15 protein-coding genes are annotated in these 16,496 nt (G+C 56.6%); 12 read left to right on the top strand and 3 right to left on the bottom strand.

Annotated features, from left to right (window positions below):
* Positions 1-420 precede the first annotated feature (420 nt).
* The 11 genes from BM181_RS07630 to BM181_RS07580 all read left to right on the top strand — a co-directional run bounded on the left by BM181_RS07630 (position 421) and on the right by BM181_RS07580 (position 14,184).
* Positions 421-1,878, top strand: a complete 1,458-nt coding sequence (locus BM181_RS07630; RefSeq protein WP_075443553.1) for a DASS family sodium-coupled anion symporter — start codon at positions 421-423, stop codon at positions 1,876-1,878.
* 151 nt (positions 1,879-2,029) lie between these two features.
* A complete protein-coding gene (locus BM181_RS07625) occupies positions 2,030-3,202 on the top strand; it encodes an efflux RND transporter periplasmic adaptor subunit (protein WP_075443551.1) in 1,173 nt (390 codons plus the stop codon).
* Complete coding sequence (locus BM181_RS07620) at positions 3,199-4,212, top strand: HlyD family efflux transporter periplasmic adaptor subunit (protein ID WP_075443549.1); 1,014 nt, start codon at positions 3,199-3,201, stop codon at positions 4,210-4,212. The genes BM181_RS07625 and BM181_RS07620 overlap by 4 nt, the downstream gene beginning before the upstream one ends.
* A 4-nt stretch (positions 4,213-4,216) precedes the next feature.
* Positions 4,217-6,445 (top strand): NHLP family bacteriocin export ABC transporter peptidase/permease/ATPase subunit, encoded by a 2,229-nt coding sequence (locus BM181_RS07615; RefSeq protein ID WP_218150107.1) that lies wholly within the window; start codon positions 4,217-4,219, stop codon positions 6,443-6,445.
* 5 nt (positions 6,446-6,450) lie between these two features.
* Positions 6,451-6,900, top strand: a complete 450-nt coding sequence (locus BM181_RS07610; RefSeq protein WP_075443547.1) for a hypothetical protein — start codon at positions 6,451-6,453, stop codon at positions 6,898-6,900.
* A gap of 13 nt (positions 6,901-6,913) precedes the next feature.
* Positions 6,914-9,229, top strand: a complete 2,316-nt coding sequence (locus tag BM181_RS07605) for an NHLP bacteriocin export ABC transporter permease/ATPase subunit (protein WP_256211323.1) — start codon at positions 6,914-6,916, stop codon at positions 9,227-9,229.
* Positions 9,230-9,245: 16 nt separating this feature from the next.
* Complete coding sequence (locus BM181_RS07600) at positions 9,246-10,649, top strand: TolC family protein (RefSeq protein WP_075443543.1); 1,404 nt, start codon at positions 9,246-9,248, stop codon at positions 10,647-10,649.
* On the top strand, positions 10,646-11,215 hold the full coding sequence (locus tag BM181_RS07595) for an RNA polymerase sigma factor (protein WP_075443541.1): 570 nt from the start codon (positions 10,646-10,648) through the stop codon (positions 11,213-11,215). The genes BM181_RS07600 and BM181_RS07595 overlap by 4 nt, the downstream gene beginning before the upstream one ends.
* Positions 11,216-11,314: 99 nt before the next feature.
* Entirely contained in the window at positions 11,315-11,539 is a 225-nt protein-coding gene (locus tag BM181_RS07590) for a hypothetical protein (RefSeq protein WP_075443539.1), read from the top strand.
* Between the two features lie 278 nt (positions 11,540-11,817).
* Positions 11,818-13,275: a nicotinate phosphoribosyltransferase gene (locus BM181_RS07585; RefSeq protein ID WP_075443537.1), complete on the top strand. Its 1,458-nt coding sequence runs from the start codon at positions 11,818-11,820 to the stop codon at positions 13,273-13,275.
* Positions 13,276-13,329: 54 nt separating this feature from the next.
* Positions 13,330-14,184 carry a shikimate dehydrogenase gene (locus tag BM181_RS07580; protein ID WP_075443535.1) on the top strand — a complete coding sequence of 285 codons (855 nt, stop codon included), beginning with the start codon at positions 13,330-13,332 and terminating at the stop codon, positions 14,182-14,184.
* Between the two features lie 60 nt (positions 14,185-14,244).
* Here the strand turns inward: BM181_RS07580 and BM181_RS07575 are convergent, their stop codons facing one another.
* The 3 genes from BM181_RS07575 to BM181_RS07565 are packed head-to-tail and all read right to left on the bottom strand — an operon-like array spanning position 14,245 to position 15,316.
* Positions 14,245-14,556 (bottom strand): hypothetical protein, encoded by a 312-nt coding sequence (locus BM181_RS07575; protein WP_075443533.1) that lies wholly within the window; start codon positions 14,554-14,556, stop codon positions 14,245-14,247.
* Between the two features lie 25 nt (positions 14,557-14,581).
* On the bottom strand, positions 14,582-14,947 hold the full coding sequence (locus BM181_RS07570; RefSeq protein ID WP_075443523.1) for a bacteriocin: 366 nt from the start codon (positions 14,945-14,947) through the stop codon (positions 14,582-14,584).
* Between the two features lie 30 nt (positions 14,948-14,977).
* On the bottom strand, positions 14,978-15,316 hold the full coding sequence (locus tag BM181_RS07565; protein ID WP_075443521.1) for a hypothetical protein: 339 nt from the start codon (positions 15,314-15,316) through the stop codon (positions 14,978-14,980).
* 226 nt (positions 15,317-15,542) lie between these two features.
* Here BM181_RS07565 and BM181_RS07560 point away from each other — a divergent pair, with 226 nt between their 5' ends.
* Positions 15,543-16,484 (top strand): response regulator, encoded by a 942-nt coding sequence (locus BM181_RS07560; protein WP_075443519.1) that lies wholly within the window; start codon positions 15,543-15,545, stop codon positions 16,482-16,484.
* Positions 16,485-16,496 lie beyond the last annotated feature (12 nt).

Raw genomic sequence — 16,496 nt, 5'->3', positions numbered from 1 at the left:
CTGGTTTCTATTGGGCACAACCTCTATAAATATCATAAAAAAAAGTTACGTTTGAAGAAAGCCGCATAATCTGTAGAAATACTGTTTTATGGGGAAAGGGGCTTTGTGCCCATTTTTCAGCGGTTATTCTCTAAAAAGTAAAAATAGGCATGAAAAAGAAGGTGGACAAAATGCTTTTGCATTTTGTCACACCCTCCTCTTTTTCTACTATAACACAATATGCTATGGATGAGAAGGGGAAGTGCTGGTTTACAAAGTAACACTTTTTTAATTGACAGATGTTCGCATTTCCTGTATTATATAAAAAAAGCATATGAGCTATAAAATATAATATATATATACACAAAGGGGTGCATCATGCCGAAAGGAGAAGTTCTTGGGCGTGGTGTGCCCTTTTATGTTTGAAAGGAAGGCGTATTTATGAGGAAAAAGATTGGCTTGCCATTGGGACTGTTGACTTTGCTGGTGATTCTGCTGCTGCCGACGCCGCCGGATCTGTCGACGACGGGGCACCGTATGCTGGCTATTTTGGTGTTCTCGGTCGTGATCTGGATGTTCGAGACGGTTTCTTATCCTGTCTCAGCGGCCATCATCATCTCCCTGATGGCCTTCCTGCTGGGCACGGCGCCGAATATGATGAATCCCGATAAGGTGCTCGGGACCTCTGGCGCGCTGAAGATGGCGATGGCTGGCTTCTCAAGCCCGGCCTTGGCGCTGGTCGGTGCGGCGCTATTCATTTCGGCGGCCATGATGAAGACGGGGCTGGATAAACGGCTGGCCCTGTTCATCCTGTCCAAGATCGGGGCCAAGACCAAGAATGTCCTGGCGGGGGTGATTCTCGTCGGCTTTATCCTGAGTTTTTTCGTGCCGAGCACCACGGCGCGGGTGTCGTGCATGGTGCCGATTGTCATGGGCATCATCGCGGCCTTTGGTGTGCCCCTCAAGAGCCGGTTCTCAGCGGTGATGATGATTGCAATCGCCCAGGCGGACAGCATCTGGAACGTGGGCATCAAGACGGCTGCGGCCCAGAATATGATTGCCTTGGAGTTCATCGAGAAACAGCTCGGGACAACGGTCAGCTGGCTCGATTGGTTTGTGACGGCGGCTCCCTTCGCAGCTATCATGAGCGTGGTGCTCTATTTCCTGCTGCTCAAGCTCGTGCCGCCGGAGATGGATGAGATCGAGGGCGGCCAGGAGACGGTGGCGCGTGAGCTCCGGGAATTAGGGCCGATGACGCTCAGCGAGAAGAAACTGATGGGGATATCTGTTGTCTTGCTGTTCCTGTGGTCGACGGAGAAGATCCTGCATACCTTCGATACGTCATCGACGACGATGGCGGCCATCACCCTGATGATGCTGCCTGGCATCGGCATCATGACGTGGAAGGAGGCCCAGGCCAAGATCGGCTGGGGCACGCTGGTGCTCTTCGGCGTTGGCATCAGCCTGGGGTCGGCGGTGCTGTCGACCAAGGCGGCTGCGTGGATTGCCCATGTGATTGTCAATCTCTTTGGCCTTTACCATACGTCGGCGTTCATGATCATTGCCATCCTGGCGATGTTCCTGATCGTCATCCATCTCGGCTTTGCCAGTGCCACGGCACTGGCGGCTGCCATGATCCCTATCGTCATCTCGGTGCTGCAGGGAGCGGCGGAGCATTCCCAGCTCAATGTCGTCGGCATGACGCTCATCCTGCAGTATGTCATCTGCTTCGGCTTCATCCTGCCAGTCAATGCGCCGCAGAACATGGTGGCGTTCGGCACGGAGACCTTCGAGGCCAAGACCTTCATCAAGACAGGACTGCCGCTGACGGTGATTGCCTACGGCCTGATCATGTTCATGGCGGCGACTTATTGGAAGTGGCTCGGGATAATCCTTTGAGCTGCTGGATAAAAAATGGTGCTTGCGGGCACCATTTTTTTTATTGGCGCTTGTTTCGGCTGGATTTGGCGCAAAATGGAGGAAAAAAAGAAAAAATGAAGAAATCTTTATAGAAATAGAGAGGCGGCAGGCGGGAGAAAGGAACGGGACTATGAAAAAAGAGTTTTATCTGGGCATTGTCATCATCATCATGCTGGCACTGGGCATCGTCGGCTACGGTGCCTGGCTGAATTACAGCGATGAGAATCAGATTGCCAGACGCATGGATAACCGTGCCCTGCAGGTCACGGGGGCCAAGGCCATGGTACGGGAGCTGCATCCCACGCTGGAACTGCCTGCGGTGCGCTTCACCAGTGATACCATGACCGATGCTGTGGCCCGCATCGATGGACGCATCCTGCAGTGGTATGTGGGGAAGAACAAGACCGTGAAGCGGGGCGAGCCGATCCTTTCCCTGGCTAACGAGCAGCTCCCCTTGAAGATCCAGCAGGCTGGCAGTGCCGTGAGCCGGGCAGAGGCACTGCTGGCGCAGGCATATAGTGCCTATCAGCGGCAGGGACGTCTGCTGGCGAAACAGGCGACCTCGCAGGAAAAGTATGAGGCGGCCGAGGCGCAGTATCTGGCGGCAAGGGAAGCCGTACAGGAGGCACAGGCCCAGCGGGAGCAGTATCTGGTCCAGGAGGGATGGCTTACCGTCACCTCGCCAGTGGATGGCGAAGTGATCCTCGTTTACCAGCACGAGGGGGCCTTTGTCCAGGCGGGGACACCTGTGGCCCTGGTGGGCAATTTTGACTGGCTGACGTTCTCGCTGAACCTGGCGGACAGCGATACCCGTCATTTGGTGGTGGGGGAGAATTCCACCTTGAATTTCCCGGACCGCTGGACCATCGGCAAGGCGTATGATACGGAATATGCCGCGGGCAATCAGGGCTGGAACCAGAAGGTCCAGGCCACGCTCAAGGAAATCGTGCCGCCGCTTGATGAGCCGGCTGATGTGCGCCGGGTGGTTTGGACCGTGGACAACCGGACAAGGCTGCTGGAGCCGATGACCTATACTGAGGTGACGATGCAGACCGGCCGTGCCTACCGTTGCCTGACGGTTCCGCTGGCGGCGATGATCGATAATTCCAACAGCAAGGTCTATGTGGTCGATGAGGAGGGCATCATCCATCTGCGGGATGTGGTGACGGGCACCGATGACAACGAGCAGATCGAGATCCTCCGTGGCTTGGAGCCAGGGGAGGTGGTAGTCGTCGAAAGCTTTGAGGGCCTCACCGACGGCACCAAGGTGGAAGTGACGCTGGAAGGAGATGAGGGCAGATGAAGGCGGAGGAGAAGGACAAGGCCGCGGCAGGCAGCGCGATGGAGCGCTGGAGCCACAGCGGCAGCCAGATTTTCAGCCAGGAAGCGCTGGATAAGATGCGCTCGCCTGAGCAGCTCGATACGGTCCTGCCGATAACTACACCGGTGGGTTGGATGGGCCTTGTCTCCGTAGTGGTGATGCTGCTGGCGATCGTCATCTGGTCGATCTTTGGCTCCTTCACGGTGAAGGCCGATGGGATGGGCCTTATCATGGACCCGTCCGGCGTGATGAAGGTGTCAGCGGTCTCGGGGGGCACCCTGGACAAATTATATGTGCGCCCCGGCGAAAAGGTGAAGAAGGGGGAGCTCATCGCACACGTCAACCAGGTCCAGGTCGAAGCGGCCACGCGCATGGCACAATACGGGGCTGAGATGGCTTCCAACAGCCGGGATGCCGTGAACCGCGTCCACGAATTCGATTCCCGCCGTTACCAGAAGGAAGCGGTGGAATATATCTATTCCCCCTACGATGGCATCATCGATGAGATCATGACGGAGGAAGGCAGTGTGGTAGGCAGTGGGACGGCTGTGGTCAGTGTGCGGGTAGACAATGGCCGCGGCGACCTGAAGGGCGTGCTGTACATTCCCGTGGACAAGGGCAAGCGCGTAGCCAGAGGCCAGACCATCCAATTGGTCCCCAATGGGGTGGATGCCTCGCAGACGGGCAGCCTGTTAGGGACTGTGCGGTCGGTGTCGCAGTATCCTGTCACGCCGCAGACCATGCAGAAGACGCTGGGGAATGAGCAGCTGGCCCAGTGGATCATCCAGACCCAGCACAGTGCCGTCATGGAAGTGAGTTTTGATTTAGTGAAGGACCCTGGCTCTGAATCGGGGTATCTATGGACTTCTTCGGTGGGCGAGCATAAGCCGATCACGGCGGGTAGTTTTTGCCGGGGCTCGATCATCATTGAGCGGCGGCCGCCTATCGAAAAAGTTTTCTACAAGCTGAGCCAATGGTTGAGGAACAGGTGAGGGCATGATACAGAGGATCAAGAACATGTTTTCCCATAGCTCCCGGGTCAAAGTCCCCACGGTCCTGCAGATGGAAGCGACGGAATGCGGGGCAGCGGCTTTGGCGATGATACTGGCTCATTATGGGCTCTGGATCCCCCTGGAGAAGCTGCGCGTCGAGTGCGGCGTGAACCGTGATGGCTCCAAGGCCAGCTGCGTGATCCGCGCGGCCCGGAACCGGAACTGTGATGCGGATGGCTATCGCTGGCGGTTGGACGATATCCTGGAGCTCATACCGGAGAAGCCGTTTCCGCTCATCATCCATTGGGAATTCAATCATTTCGTGGTGCTCGAAGGCATCGAGAAGGGCAAGGCCTATCTCAACGATCCGGCGATGGGCCGCCGTACCGTCCCCCTCGACGAATTCCGCACCTCGTATACCGGCGTGGCGCTGTACATCCGTCCCAATGCGGCCTTCCGTCCGGCGGGGCATCGCTACAACGTCTTCAAGGACATCTTCCGCAAGCTCTTGAAGGACCGCTGGGCGGCACTCTTCATCTTCATCCTGGAGCTATGCGCCATCATTCCTGGCCTGGCAGGCCCTGTCATGAGCCAGATCTTCCTGGATGATATCTTGACGCGCAAGCATCCGGACTGGATGATGAATTTCTGCCTGGCGATGACGGTGTCGTTCATCCTGTCGGGCATCATGACCTGGCTGCGGGCCGTGGTGCTCACCCAGTGGCAGCGGAAGCTGACGCTGGCGGATTCGTCCAGCTATTTCTGGCATCTGCTGAAGCTGCCGATGCAGTTCTTCCAGCAGCGCTATGCGGCAGAAGTAGCCGGCCGTGTGGGCTTCAACGAGTCGATTGCCGGTGTCCTGTCGGGGCCGGCAGCTACGGCGGTGTTGGACTTGTTCGTCGCCACCTTCTATCTGCTGTTGCTGCTGCAATACAACGTGACTTTGACCTTGATCGGAGTGGTGTTCAGCTCCGTAGAGATCATCCTGTTTTTTGCCATGCGCCGCCAGCTGACGGACCTCAACATGCGCATCCAGCAGGATGCAGGCAAGGCCTATGGCGTAGCCATGAACGGGCTGCGCATGATCGAGACCATCAAGGCCAATGGCGATGAGGCCGATTTCTTCACCAAGTGGGCCGGCTACCAGACCAAGGTCCTTACGGCCTCCCAGAAGACGGCGCTGTGGGCGATGACGATCAAGCTCCTGCCGACACTGCTTTCGGGCATCAACGGGGCGCTGATCATGACGATCGGCGGCTTCTCGATCATGGAGGGGGCTATGACAGCTGGTATGTTCATGGCGTTCCAGCATCTGATGTCGAGCTTTGAGGCTCCGGTCAATGCGCTGGTGGGGTTAGGCTCTACCCTGCAGACGACCGAGATGCAGATGCAGCGTCTCAACGATGTGCGCCGCTATGAGGTGGATAGCCTGAATTTCCCGCCGGCAGAGGCGGAGCAGAAGAAGACCTGTTCCGTGGAGCGGCTTTCGGGGGATCTTTGCCTGGAGGATGTGAGCTTCGGGTACAGTCCGCTGGAAAAGCCGCTGCTGGAACATTTCGACCTGCATGTCCGTCCCGGCCGCTGGGTGGCTGTCGTGGGGGCATCGGGCAGCGGCAAGTCCACCCTGGCCAAGATCGTCACCGGTCTCTATGAGGAGTGGAGCGGTACCGTGGCCTTTGACGGTGTGCCGCGGCGCAGATTGCCGCGCCGGGTGATACTGGGCTCGCTGTCGGCGGTGGATCAGGATATTTTCCTGATCACAGGCACGGTGGCGGAAAACATCGCGCTGTTTGACAATACGGTCCGCAAAAGCGATATCATTGCTGCGGCCAAGGATGCCTGTATCCATGACGACATACTGAGACTGGAAGGTGGCTATGGGGCCAAGGTGGCCGAGGGCGGGATGAATTTTTCCGGCGGCCAGCGGCAGCGGTTGGAGATCGCCCGGGCTTTGGCGGTCAATCCCTCTCTCCTGGTGCTGGATGAGGCTACCAGTGCCCTCGATCCCATCACGGAGAAGAAGGTCCTGGAGAACATCCGCCATCGCGGCTGTACCTGCCTTATCGTTGCCCACCGGCTGTCCACCATCCGGGATTGCGATGAGATCATTGTCCTTTCCCAGGGCAAGATCGTCGAGCGGGGCGTCCATCGGGAGATGATGAAGCACGATGGGCCCTACCGGCAGCTCATCGAGGAGCGCGAGCAGGAAGACGGGGAAAATGTGGAGGAGTGAGGCCCATGGGAAATAAGGGAAAGCTGCTGGCAGGGCAACGCCTCCTGCTGGAAGACCATAAATGTTTTTTTCAAGTGTTATCGGGAACCGTGGAAGTATATGCCGCCACCAAGATGGGGGCGGAGGGCCCGGCGCCGCTGTCCTTCCGGCAGACGTATCTGCTGGGCCTGGCGGCAGGGGCCGCAGCCTTTCCGCTGTATGACGAGTTCGGGGAAATCGTCATACAGATCTACGCGGTGGAGGATGCAGAGTACCGCATCTGCACGCTGGAGGAGGTGCCCGCAGCTGACTTGTCAGAGCTCATCGAGGCTTGGTTCAAGGGGCTGATACGGATTCCCTGGCTGCGGGCACTGGCGGACAAAGGGGATGACATGCTGCAGCTGTGGCAGCAGGGCGGCATGATGGCAGAGTTCACGGACTGCCGTGAGGTGCTGGCCGCATGCCCAGGAGCATGAACAGGTGCTGTCCATGTTCCTGGGCATGCGGTTCGGTGCCGAGGATAAGCGCTTTTCCTACCGTCTGCGGCTCCGGGAGAAGGCCAGGAAGATGCTGGTGGAAAACGGCATCCGCAGCCTGCTGGACGAAGAGCCGCTGTACCTGGGCGAGGACGAAGCGGCCATGCAGAACAAGCGGCTCATGGATGCGGTGTTTGTGGTGCGGCAGGCTGCCAAGGCGCTGCATATGCCCGCGGACATCATCAGCATCAATGCCGAGAATGCCAAGGGGCTGGATACGGTGGCGATACTGCGCCGGCTCATCCAGAAGGGCAACATGCAGATGCGGCTGGTAAAGCTGCCCGAGGGGTGGCACAAGAAGGATACAGGCGTGTTCCTGGGCTTTTATACGCCGCCGGGCAGCAGTGAGAAGGAGCTGGCTGCGCTGGTGCCGGAGACGCCGGAGTCGTATCGCATCATCCTGCGCCGCCAGCCTCAGGGCATCCCCCTCACCGACGGGGAGCTGGAGCATCTGGCTAGCGATGCGTTCCAGTGCTATGCGGGCTTTCCGGCCAGAGCCTTGAAATTATGGGATCTCATCAAATTCATGTTCCAGCAATGCTGGAAGGCCGATTACCGGACAATCATCCTGTGCAGTCTGGTGGCAGGGCTGATTCCGCTGGGAACGCCGCTCATCACGGAAACCATTTTCCAGGATATCATCCCGATCTATGACCGGCAGGGGCTGGCGACGGTGACCCAGGCCTGGATGGTCACGAGCTTCACCACTGCGTCCCTGGGCATCGTCCGCGCCATCGCAGTCATGCGCATTTCGACGCGCATCGAGATCGCTGCCGAGGCTGCCATGTGGGGCAGGCTCATGCAGCTGCCGGCCAAGTTCTTCCGCCGGTTCACGGTGGGTGAGCTGGCCAGCCGCATGGCGGGCATCGGCATTGCCAAGAATCTGGCTTCCGGCGAGTTCGTGGGCTCGATCCTGAGCTTCATCTTTTCGTTCTGGAGCATCTTCCTCATGTGCTATTACAGCCTGAAATTGACGGCGGCAGCCATTGCCGTCTGGCTGGTTTACAGCCTGTTCGTGGCCTTTGTCCTGCGGCGGGTGCTGTTCTTCCAGCGCAAGATCATCGAGGCTGGGAACAAGTCTGCCGGTACTGTCCAGCAGATCTTTGCGGGACTGCCGAAGTTCCGGGTGCAGGGGGCTGAGGAGCAGGCATATAACCTGTGGTCGAGAACTTTTGGCGAGCATTGGAATTGGAGCTTGAAGCTGCGTTGGCAGAACAACTACACCTCGATCATTTCCAGCATCCAGCCCTTCGTGCTCACGCTGATCCTCTATTGGATCGCTGTCTACGGCATGAATGAGGTCGGCCCGGATGGCACGACGGTCCAGCAGGGCATCGGCTATGCCCAGTTCATGGCCTTCAATGCCGCCTATTCCAGCTTCAACGGAGTGGTGGGCGGTGTGATCGGCTTGATCAGCCAGTATTTTGCCATCCAGCCCCAGATCGAGAACCTGCGGCCCATCTTGGAGGCCGTGCCCGAGAATACCGCGGAGAAAAAGGAGGCGGGCAAGCTGTCCGGCGCTTTCGAGGTCAGCCACCTGTCCTTTGCCTATCCCGAGATCATCCCCGATAAGAAGGGCGGGGTGACGGAAGTGGAGGGCAAGGAGGTCCTTACCGATGTCAGCTTTTCCGTGGCGGCTGGGGAAAACGTAGCGATCGTAGGGCGCTCGGGCAGCGGCAAGAGCACGCTGGTGCGCCTGCTCCTGGGCTTTGAGGTGCCGAACCGGGGCAGCATCACCTTTGACGGCCAGGATCTTTCGGAGCTGTCACTGCCCTCGGTGCGTGTCCAGATGGGGGTGGTCCTGCAGAATGGCCAGCTGATGACCGGGGATATATTCACGAATATCGTGGGAACCCGGCTGCTCACCCAGGAAGATGCCTGGCAGGCTGCTGAGGCCGCAGGCATTGCGGAGGACATCGCGGGAATGCCCATGGGCATGCAGACCGTCATCAGCGAGGGCAGCAGCAATATTTCCGGCGGCCAGCGGCAGCGCCTGCTGATCGCCAGAGCCCTGGTGGGGAAACCCGCGCTGTTGATCTTCGATGAAGCGACCAGCGCTCTGGACAACCGCTCGCAGGCGATTGTCACCAAAAGCCTCGACCAGCTCAAGGCTACCCGCATCATTGTGGCGCATCGCCTTTCCACCATCCGGAATTGTGACCGCATCATTGTCATGGAGGCGGGCCGGGTGGCAGAGACGGGAACCTTTGACGAATTGGTAGCCAAAGGCGGCCTCTTTGCGGAGCTGGTGAAGCGGCAAGTAGCGTAGTGAGGTGAATCTTTCGATGAAGAAATTAGTTATACTAGCTTTATGGGCTGTGATCTGCCATACAGGCATAGCAGCTGCTGAGCAAACTGCAGATGTGGATGCGGCAGAGGGGCCTTTCCCGCTGACCTTGGCGGACAGCATTGCCATGGCGCTGGCGACGAATGAAAGGATCGACGCGGCAGAGGCCGGCAGGGAGGCTGCGGCCTGGAACCTGTCCGGTGTCCGCCGGGCCACAGGGCCGGTGGTGGCCTGGAACGCGGAAGGGCATCGCGGGGCACAGAAGGGGCTGTTCGGCCTTACGGACTATAATTCTTATGCGCACAGCTGGAGCCTCACGATCCCCTTCTATACCGGGGGACGCAACGAAGGGCGCATCGAACAGGGACGCTACCAATTGAACCGGGCCGATCTCAACCTGGAGAACGCGCGGCAGACGGTGCGCTTCAAGACGGCAGAGGCCTATGCGAACCTGCTGTACCGGAAAGACCTGGCCGCCATTGCCCAGCGGGCCGTGGATATGGCGGACCACCAGATGCAATTGATCAAGGCCCAATACGAAGAGGGGGCCGTAGCCCGGGCGGATGTGCTGGCGATGGAGGTACAGCTGGCGAATTACCGGCAGAATCTTGTCACTGCCAAGGGGGCCGTCGATGTGGCCATGGATTCGCTGGCCAGCCTGATCGGCCTGCCGCTGGATGCTGAGATCCAGCCGACGGATATCTTTTCGTATGAGGCCTATCCGCAGGACATGCATGTCTGCGAGGAGTATGCGCTGCAGCATCGGCCGGATTACCTGGCTGCTATCTACGCAGAAAAGGTGGCCAAGGCGCAGATGGATACGGAAAAAGCCGGCTATCGGCCGCAGGTCTCGGGCTCGGTCAAACGCCAGATTTCTTCGGGGAAGGCGCTGTTCGGCACGGAAGGCGGCGGCTGGGATGCTGGCGTGCAGGTGGCCTGGAACATCTTTGACAACGGCGTGACCCAGGCCGGCGTCCAAAAGGCTGCCGCCACGGTCACGCAAAGCCAGGCCGAAACCGAGGCTGCCAGGAAAACAGTCTGTGTGGAGATACGCAATGCCTATATCGAGATGAAGGCGGCCGAAGAAAGCATCGCGGATTCCTCAGCTGCGGTCGAGACGGCTGAGGAATGCTATGAGATCGCCCAAGTGCGGTACGATGAGGGCGTGGACAACCTGCTGGCTCTCAACGATGCGCAGGAAAAGTTCAACCGGGCGCAGTCGAACTACTGCACGGCGCTCTACCAGTATAATCTGCGCCGCGTGACGCTGGAGAAGGCCATGGGCGTACCCGTGCGGATAGATCCAGCCAGGTATGTGGCGGCGGAGCAACAGGGGGCAAGCTCGGCTAAGGCTTTGGCTGAAGCGGAGCTTGCTCCGGCGACAGAGGAGGATGCACCATGACAGCAAAAATCATAGGGATCGCGAACAACAAGAACAGTGAGTATTGGGGGCGCTTGGCTCAGGCAGCTGTCGCGGATGAAGGTGCTTTTACGGAACTGTATGAGCATTTCTTCCCGCGCATCTATCGCCATCTGCTCGGGAAGACCAAGGACAGCTCGTTGACCGATGAATTGGTCAGTGATATTTTCGTGAAGATGTACCAGCATCTGAAGGACTATGATCCGGCGAAGGGAGCGTTTTCGACCTGGCTCTTCCGCATCGCGCAGAATACGATGAACAAGTATTATGGCAGTAAGGCGTATACGGCCCATGTGCCCTGGGCTGAGGAGTTCGATCCTGCCGACCCGGCACAAGAAACGCCGGAAAACCAGTATCTGACGCAGGAGCGCAGTGAGGAGCTGCAGGCAGCCTTGATGCGCTTGACGGAACGGGAACGCAAGATCCTGGAGATGACCTATTGGCTGAACATGAAATCCAATGAGGTAGGAGAAGCATTGGGCTTGGCACCGAGCTCCGTGCGGGTAGCACTCAGGCAGGCACGGGAGAAGCTGCGGAAGCTGTTGTAGTTTGCCGGCGTTATCGGAAAAAACTGCGATTTTTGCTAACACTTTCCGCTGTTCAGGGATATAATGAATAGAACGAAAGCGAAAAGGGAGGTGTTCAGAATGGAAGAGAAACGTTTGACGGCAGAACTGGAGAGCTTCGATTTTTCCCGCTGCCATCCGGTACGGGAGGAGCTGCTGGATCGTCTGTTGGCTATGCACCGCCGGGACAATGCGGGGCAAAAGAAATGGCAGGGCTATATGGACGATGCAGACCTGGATCTGGTCACTGCAGCAGGCACCCCCCATGCGGGAGCAGCGCCGTACAAAAAGCATCTGGAAAAATAAATCAAAAAAAGCAAAAAATATATAACACTTTGCCCGTCTGCAGGATATAAAGAATAAGAGCAGCGCAGAGGCTGCCGATAGAAATTTTACGAGTAAGCAGGACAGAGCAGACGATAAGCATCAGGCCTTGCGCGGTGCATCGTTCCGGAACGGGGAGCGATGCACCGTTTTTTGTGCGGATTGCCGGTAATATTTTGCCATAGCCAGCGCGGAATGATATAATTAGTCCTGTATATTTTTTTATGATGCGGCTGAGCTGCAAACAGGAGGTGTCTTTTTTGACACAATTTGACAAACGAAACATTACCATGATGATGGACTTTTATGAAATGACCATGGCGAATGGTTATTTCCAGGATCATGATAAGGACGTACAGGTGGCCTTCGATGTTTTTTATCGTGCGAATCCCGACAAGGGCGGCTTTGCAATCTTTGCCGGCTTGGAGCAGATTATCGAGTACGTGGAGAACATGGAGTTCTCGAAGGAAGATGTCGAGTATTTCCGCCAGCAGGGGATCTTCTCGGAGGAGTTCCTGCAATATCTGGAGAACTTCCATTTCTCGGGCGATATCTATGCGCTGCCGGAAGGCACGATCATGTATCCGAATGAGCCGTGCATCACGGTGGTGGCACCTCTGATCGACGCGCAGCTCGTCGAGACGGCAATCCTCGCGCAGATCAACCATCAGTCGCTGATCGCGACGAAGGCGCGCCGCATCGTCAAGGCAGCCAACGGCCGGGCCGTGTCGGATTTCGGTGCCCGCCGGGCCCATAACATGGACGCAGCGACCTATGGTGCGCGGGCTGCCTATATCGGCGGTGTCGTCGGCACGGCTACGGTATCGGCTGGCCAGATGTTCAACATCCCGATTTCGGGTACGATGGCCCATAGCTGGGTCATGTTCTATAAGGATGAGTATACGGCCTTCAAGAAATATGCCGAGACGTATCCGGATGCGACGGTGCTGCTGGTCGATACGTATGATGTCATCCATTCGGGTATCCCGAATGCCATCCGTGTGGCCCATGAGGTCTTGGAGCCGATGGGCAAGCGCCTCGTCGGCATCCGCATCGACTCGGGTGACCTGGCGTACCTTTCCAAGCGCGTGCGCAAGATGCTCGACAAGGCCGGCCTTGAGGACTGCAAGATTGTCGTCTCCAACAGCCTGGACGAGTTCACCGTGACGTCGCTGCTGAATCAGGATGCCTGCATCGACAGTTTCGGCATCGGCGAGCGCCTGATCACGGCGAAATCCGAGCCGGTATTCGGCGCGGTCTACAAGCTGGCGGCTGTCGGCGAGAATGGCGAATTCGCACCGCGCATCAAGGTCTCGGAGAATGTCGAGAAGATCACGAACCCGGGACTCAAGGACCTTTACCGTGTCTACGATGCCGATGGCCATGCCGTAGCAGATATGCTCGCGGTCTGCGGTGAGCCCATCGACCTTTCCCAGCCGTTCCGCTATGTCGACCCGGTCAAGCCGTGGAAGAACCGCGTGTTTGAGGGCTGCACCATCAAGAACCTGCGCAAGCTCTACGTGCGTCAGGGCAAGCGCACGGAGGAGCTGCCGACTCTCGATGAGATCCGCAACTATGTCAAGCAGCAGTTGGAGAATGAGATCTGGGAAGAGGAACAGCGCTTTGAGAATCCGCACCGTCATTATCTCGATATGACGCCGGCTTACTACGAGCTCAAGATGGAGCTCTTGTCCAAGACGCGTGAAGAGCACGCCTGACCTCAGCTTCTTCCAAGGGGCGGAAGATGGTGCCATGATTCGGAGGGATTTGCTATGCTTACAGGAACGACCAAAAATCTTGCGGTAATCGGCTGGCCGATTGCACATTCCTTGTCGCCGGTCTTGCAGAATGCAGCCATCGGCAAAGCGGGGGTTGACTATGTCTACACGGCACTGCCGGTACGCCCGGAAGACCTGCCTGCGGCTGTGGCTGGGCTCAAGGCCCTGCAGTTCCGCGGCTGGAATGTCACGATTCCGCACAAGACGGCAATCATGCCGCTGCTGGATGCGATCGACGAGGACGCGCGCATCATCGGGGCGGTCAATACAGTCGTCAACGATAACGGTCATTTGACGGGCTATAATACCGATGTGACCGGCTTCATCCAGGCCCTGGTGGATGCGGGCTTTGCACCGCAGGGCAAGACGGCGGTGCTCTTAGGCGCAGGCGGCGCTGCCCGTGCCGTGGTCTGGGGCCTCCTCAAGGCGGGGGTGCAGGCCATCCATATCGGCGTGCGCAGTCCCGAGAAGGTGCAGCCGCTGGTGGATGAGTTCAGCGCCTATGGAACGCTTACGGTTAGCCATTGGGAAAGTGAGGATTTTGCCGCTAAGCTGTCAGCCGCTGACTTGCTGGTCAATACTACGCCGCTGGGTATGACGCCTCATGTTGACGCCATGCCACCCGTTGACTGGTCAAAAGTCAAAGCTGATGCCTTTGTCTACGATATCATCTATACACCAGCTGAGACGCGTCTGCTGCGTGAGGCACGCGAGTACGGCCATCGTGTGCTCAATGGCGAGGGCATGCTCGCCGGCCAGGGTGCGGCTGCCTTTGTCAGATGGACGGGCGTCACGCCGGATGCCGGGCTGATGAAGGCCAAGCTGCGGGAAGCACTTGCCAAACGATAAACGAATAGCAAAAGGGACTGTGTGAACAGTCCCTTTTTTTTGCCTAGCGTTATAGATAGCTTAGAGATACGGCTTGATATTGAAGCTTGGTTTCCCCACATACCGTGCTACCAAAATCAAAGCATCGCAGCGTTTGATTTTCTTGCCTTTATAGAAATAATCCGCTTCATCCACCAGAAGATTTCCTTTTACAGTTATGCCGGCTGCCGAAAACACCCGATGCATGGTCCTGGCCCCGTCATATATGTCATTTTTGAACGTTCGGTTCAAGAGCGCTTTTATGAATTCTATGTCACCCAACTGATTGTTTGATCCGCCGCTCACCATTTCCAGTTCTTCTATATTGAGCTTCTGCGCCGCTGTCTTTTTCATGGCTGGCACCTTCCTTTCCCCATAGCTACGTAGCCGGATAATACTGCTTGACCATCTTCATGACATCAGCATGGGATAGATTTACTGTTTTGCCGCTGCTGTCGATATACGAGTAGGTGTTATGCGTGTCAGGCGCGCCGTTCATATTCCGTATGCCGTTATAATAGCAGCGCGCTGTGGCACTTTTGCTGCCGGTTGCCGCCATGATGGCCTTTTCGACGAAAGCCTGTGGCACATGCGGCCAGCAGTTTGCATCCGTGATATCCATCGGCTCTTTCTTCTGAGCGCCGCAAATCCACATCCAGGTCAATATCTCGCGGGTCTCCGTATCATTGCCGCCGGAAACCTGGTCGAGCTCATTATCAGTCATTTGCTTCATCAGCCTGTCCATAGTATTACCTCCATTCCGTCCCGCAGAGGATCAGACTTCGATATCGGGGTTGCGCCATGGTTTGGCATTGTCCTTGCACCCATGGGCAATCCAATATTTCAGTTCCTCATGGCGGATATACCGCCCGGTGGTCTTTTCCCGATACAGGTTATCGTCGAAAGCTCCGGTTTCTGCCGTTATCCCGAGCTTGGCGAGCATCTTTTCGCAATCGCTGCCAATCCCGCCAAAGATAGTCGAGCATTCTTTATATATGCCGGGAAAGTGCTTCATGATCAAGGCCACGATTTCCGTAGACTCTTTCCGCGTGCCACCGGAAACTGCGTCCAGCATTTCGTTATCCATTTTTTTCTGTTCCATTTGCTTGTCCATGGTAACACCTCCTGTGTTTTTGCTTTTCTTACTCTTTATACTGCTAAAGCTATAAAAGTGTTTGTGGAAACGGGAAAAATCTTCTGGCAGGCTTTGGTTCGTGGCAAGCAGGATTTTCATGATCTTTATAGAAAATAGGAAGATGTAGTCAATGCCTTGGATGATGAGGAAGTGGACTGGGCGAAAAGTTGACGGATTAGCTGGCAGAATACATGGAGTGAAAAATATGAGTGAGAACAAAGAAATCGAGGAAATCGAGGAAATCGAAGAACGCAAATCGTCAGAGGAAAGCAAGGAAAATACAGGGGACAAATGCCCCCCCCATAAGGACAATAAGGAGAAAACGCCGGCAGTGATACAGCCGGCAGCAAGCCTGGCTGATCAAGAGCCGCAAGAGTATCAAGGGGAAAAGCGAAAGAATGTTGTCATTGTCATGTGCAAATACAGTGTGGTGGTAAAGGGAATCGAGCGTAAGCTCAAGGAACTGGGCTGCAAGGTTTCCATCATCACGCAGGAACATGACACGATTCCCAAAATCGATGAAGAAAGAGAAACACAGCTGTTCATACTCTATTTGCCAACCAAAATCATGGATGATAGGCTCAAATTCAACTGGCTCGAGCATATTTATAACGTGATTTATGAAATGAAGGGCGAAATCCTTGTAATCGGTGACAAGTGGGATCGGGAAGATCTGGCGGGACGGATTTTCGATATGCTCCATGTCGGTTGGCTCGACAGGCCGCTGAAGATGGAAGAACTGGAACTGGCGGTGACGGAAGGGATATTGCCGCGCTCGGGGGATAAGCGCAAAAAGCATATACTCGTCGTGGATGACGATCCGTCTTATGCGAAAATGGTGCGGGAGTGGCTGAAGGATGTTTATCAGGTAAGCATCGTCACCGCTGGAATACAGGCGATTACATTATTAGCCAAGAATACCGTGGACTTGATCCTTTTGGATTATGCTATGCCGGTGGTCGATGGACCACAGGTACTCCAGATGCTGCGGCAGGAAAAGTCTACCCGGGGGATTCCCGTGGTGTTCCTGACGGGAGTCGGCACGAAGGAAGAGGTAGAACGTGTCTTGCAGCTCAAGCCGAATGGCTATGTCCTCAAATCCACCACGCGCGAGAAACTGCTGAACTATTTGCAGACAAAGCTCTGAGCGCGCTGATGG

The sequence above is a fragment of the Pseudoselenomonas ruminantium genome (assembly GCF_900113715.1).
Taxonomy (GTDB): Bacteria; Bacillota; Negativicutes; order Selenomonadales; family Selenomonadaceae; genus Selenomonas_A; species Selenomonas_A caprae.
The sequence above is the reverse complement of the archived record's forward strand: the minus strand, read 5'-3'. Positions and strand labels throughout refer to the sequence as shown.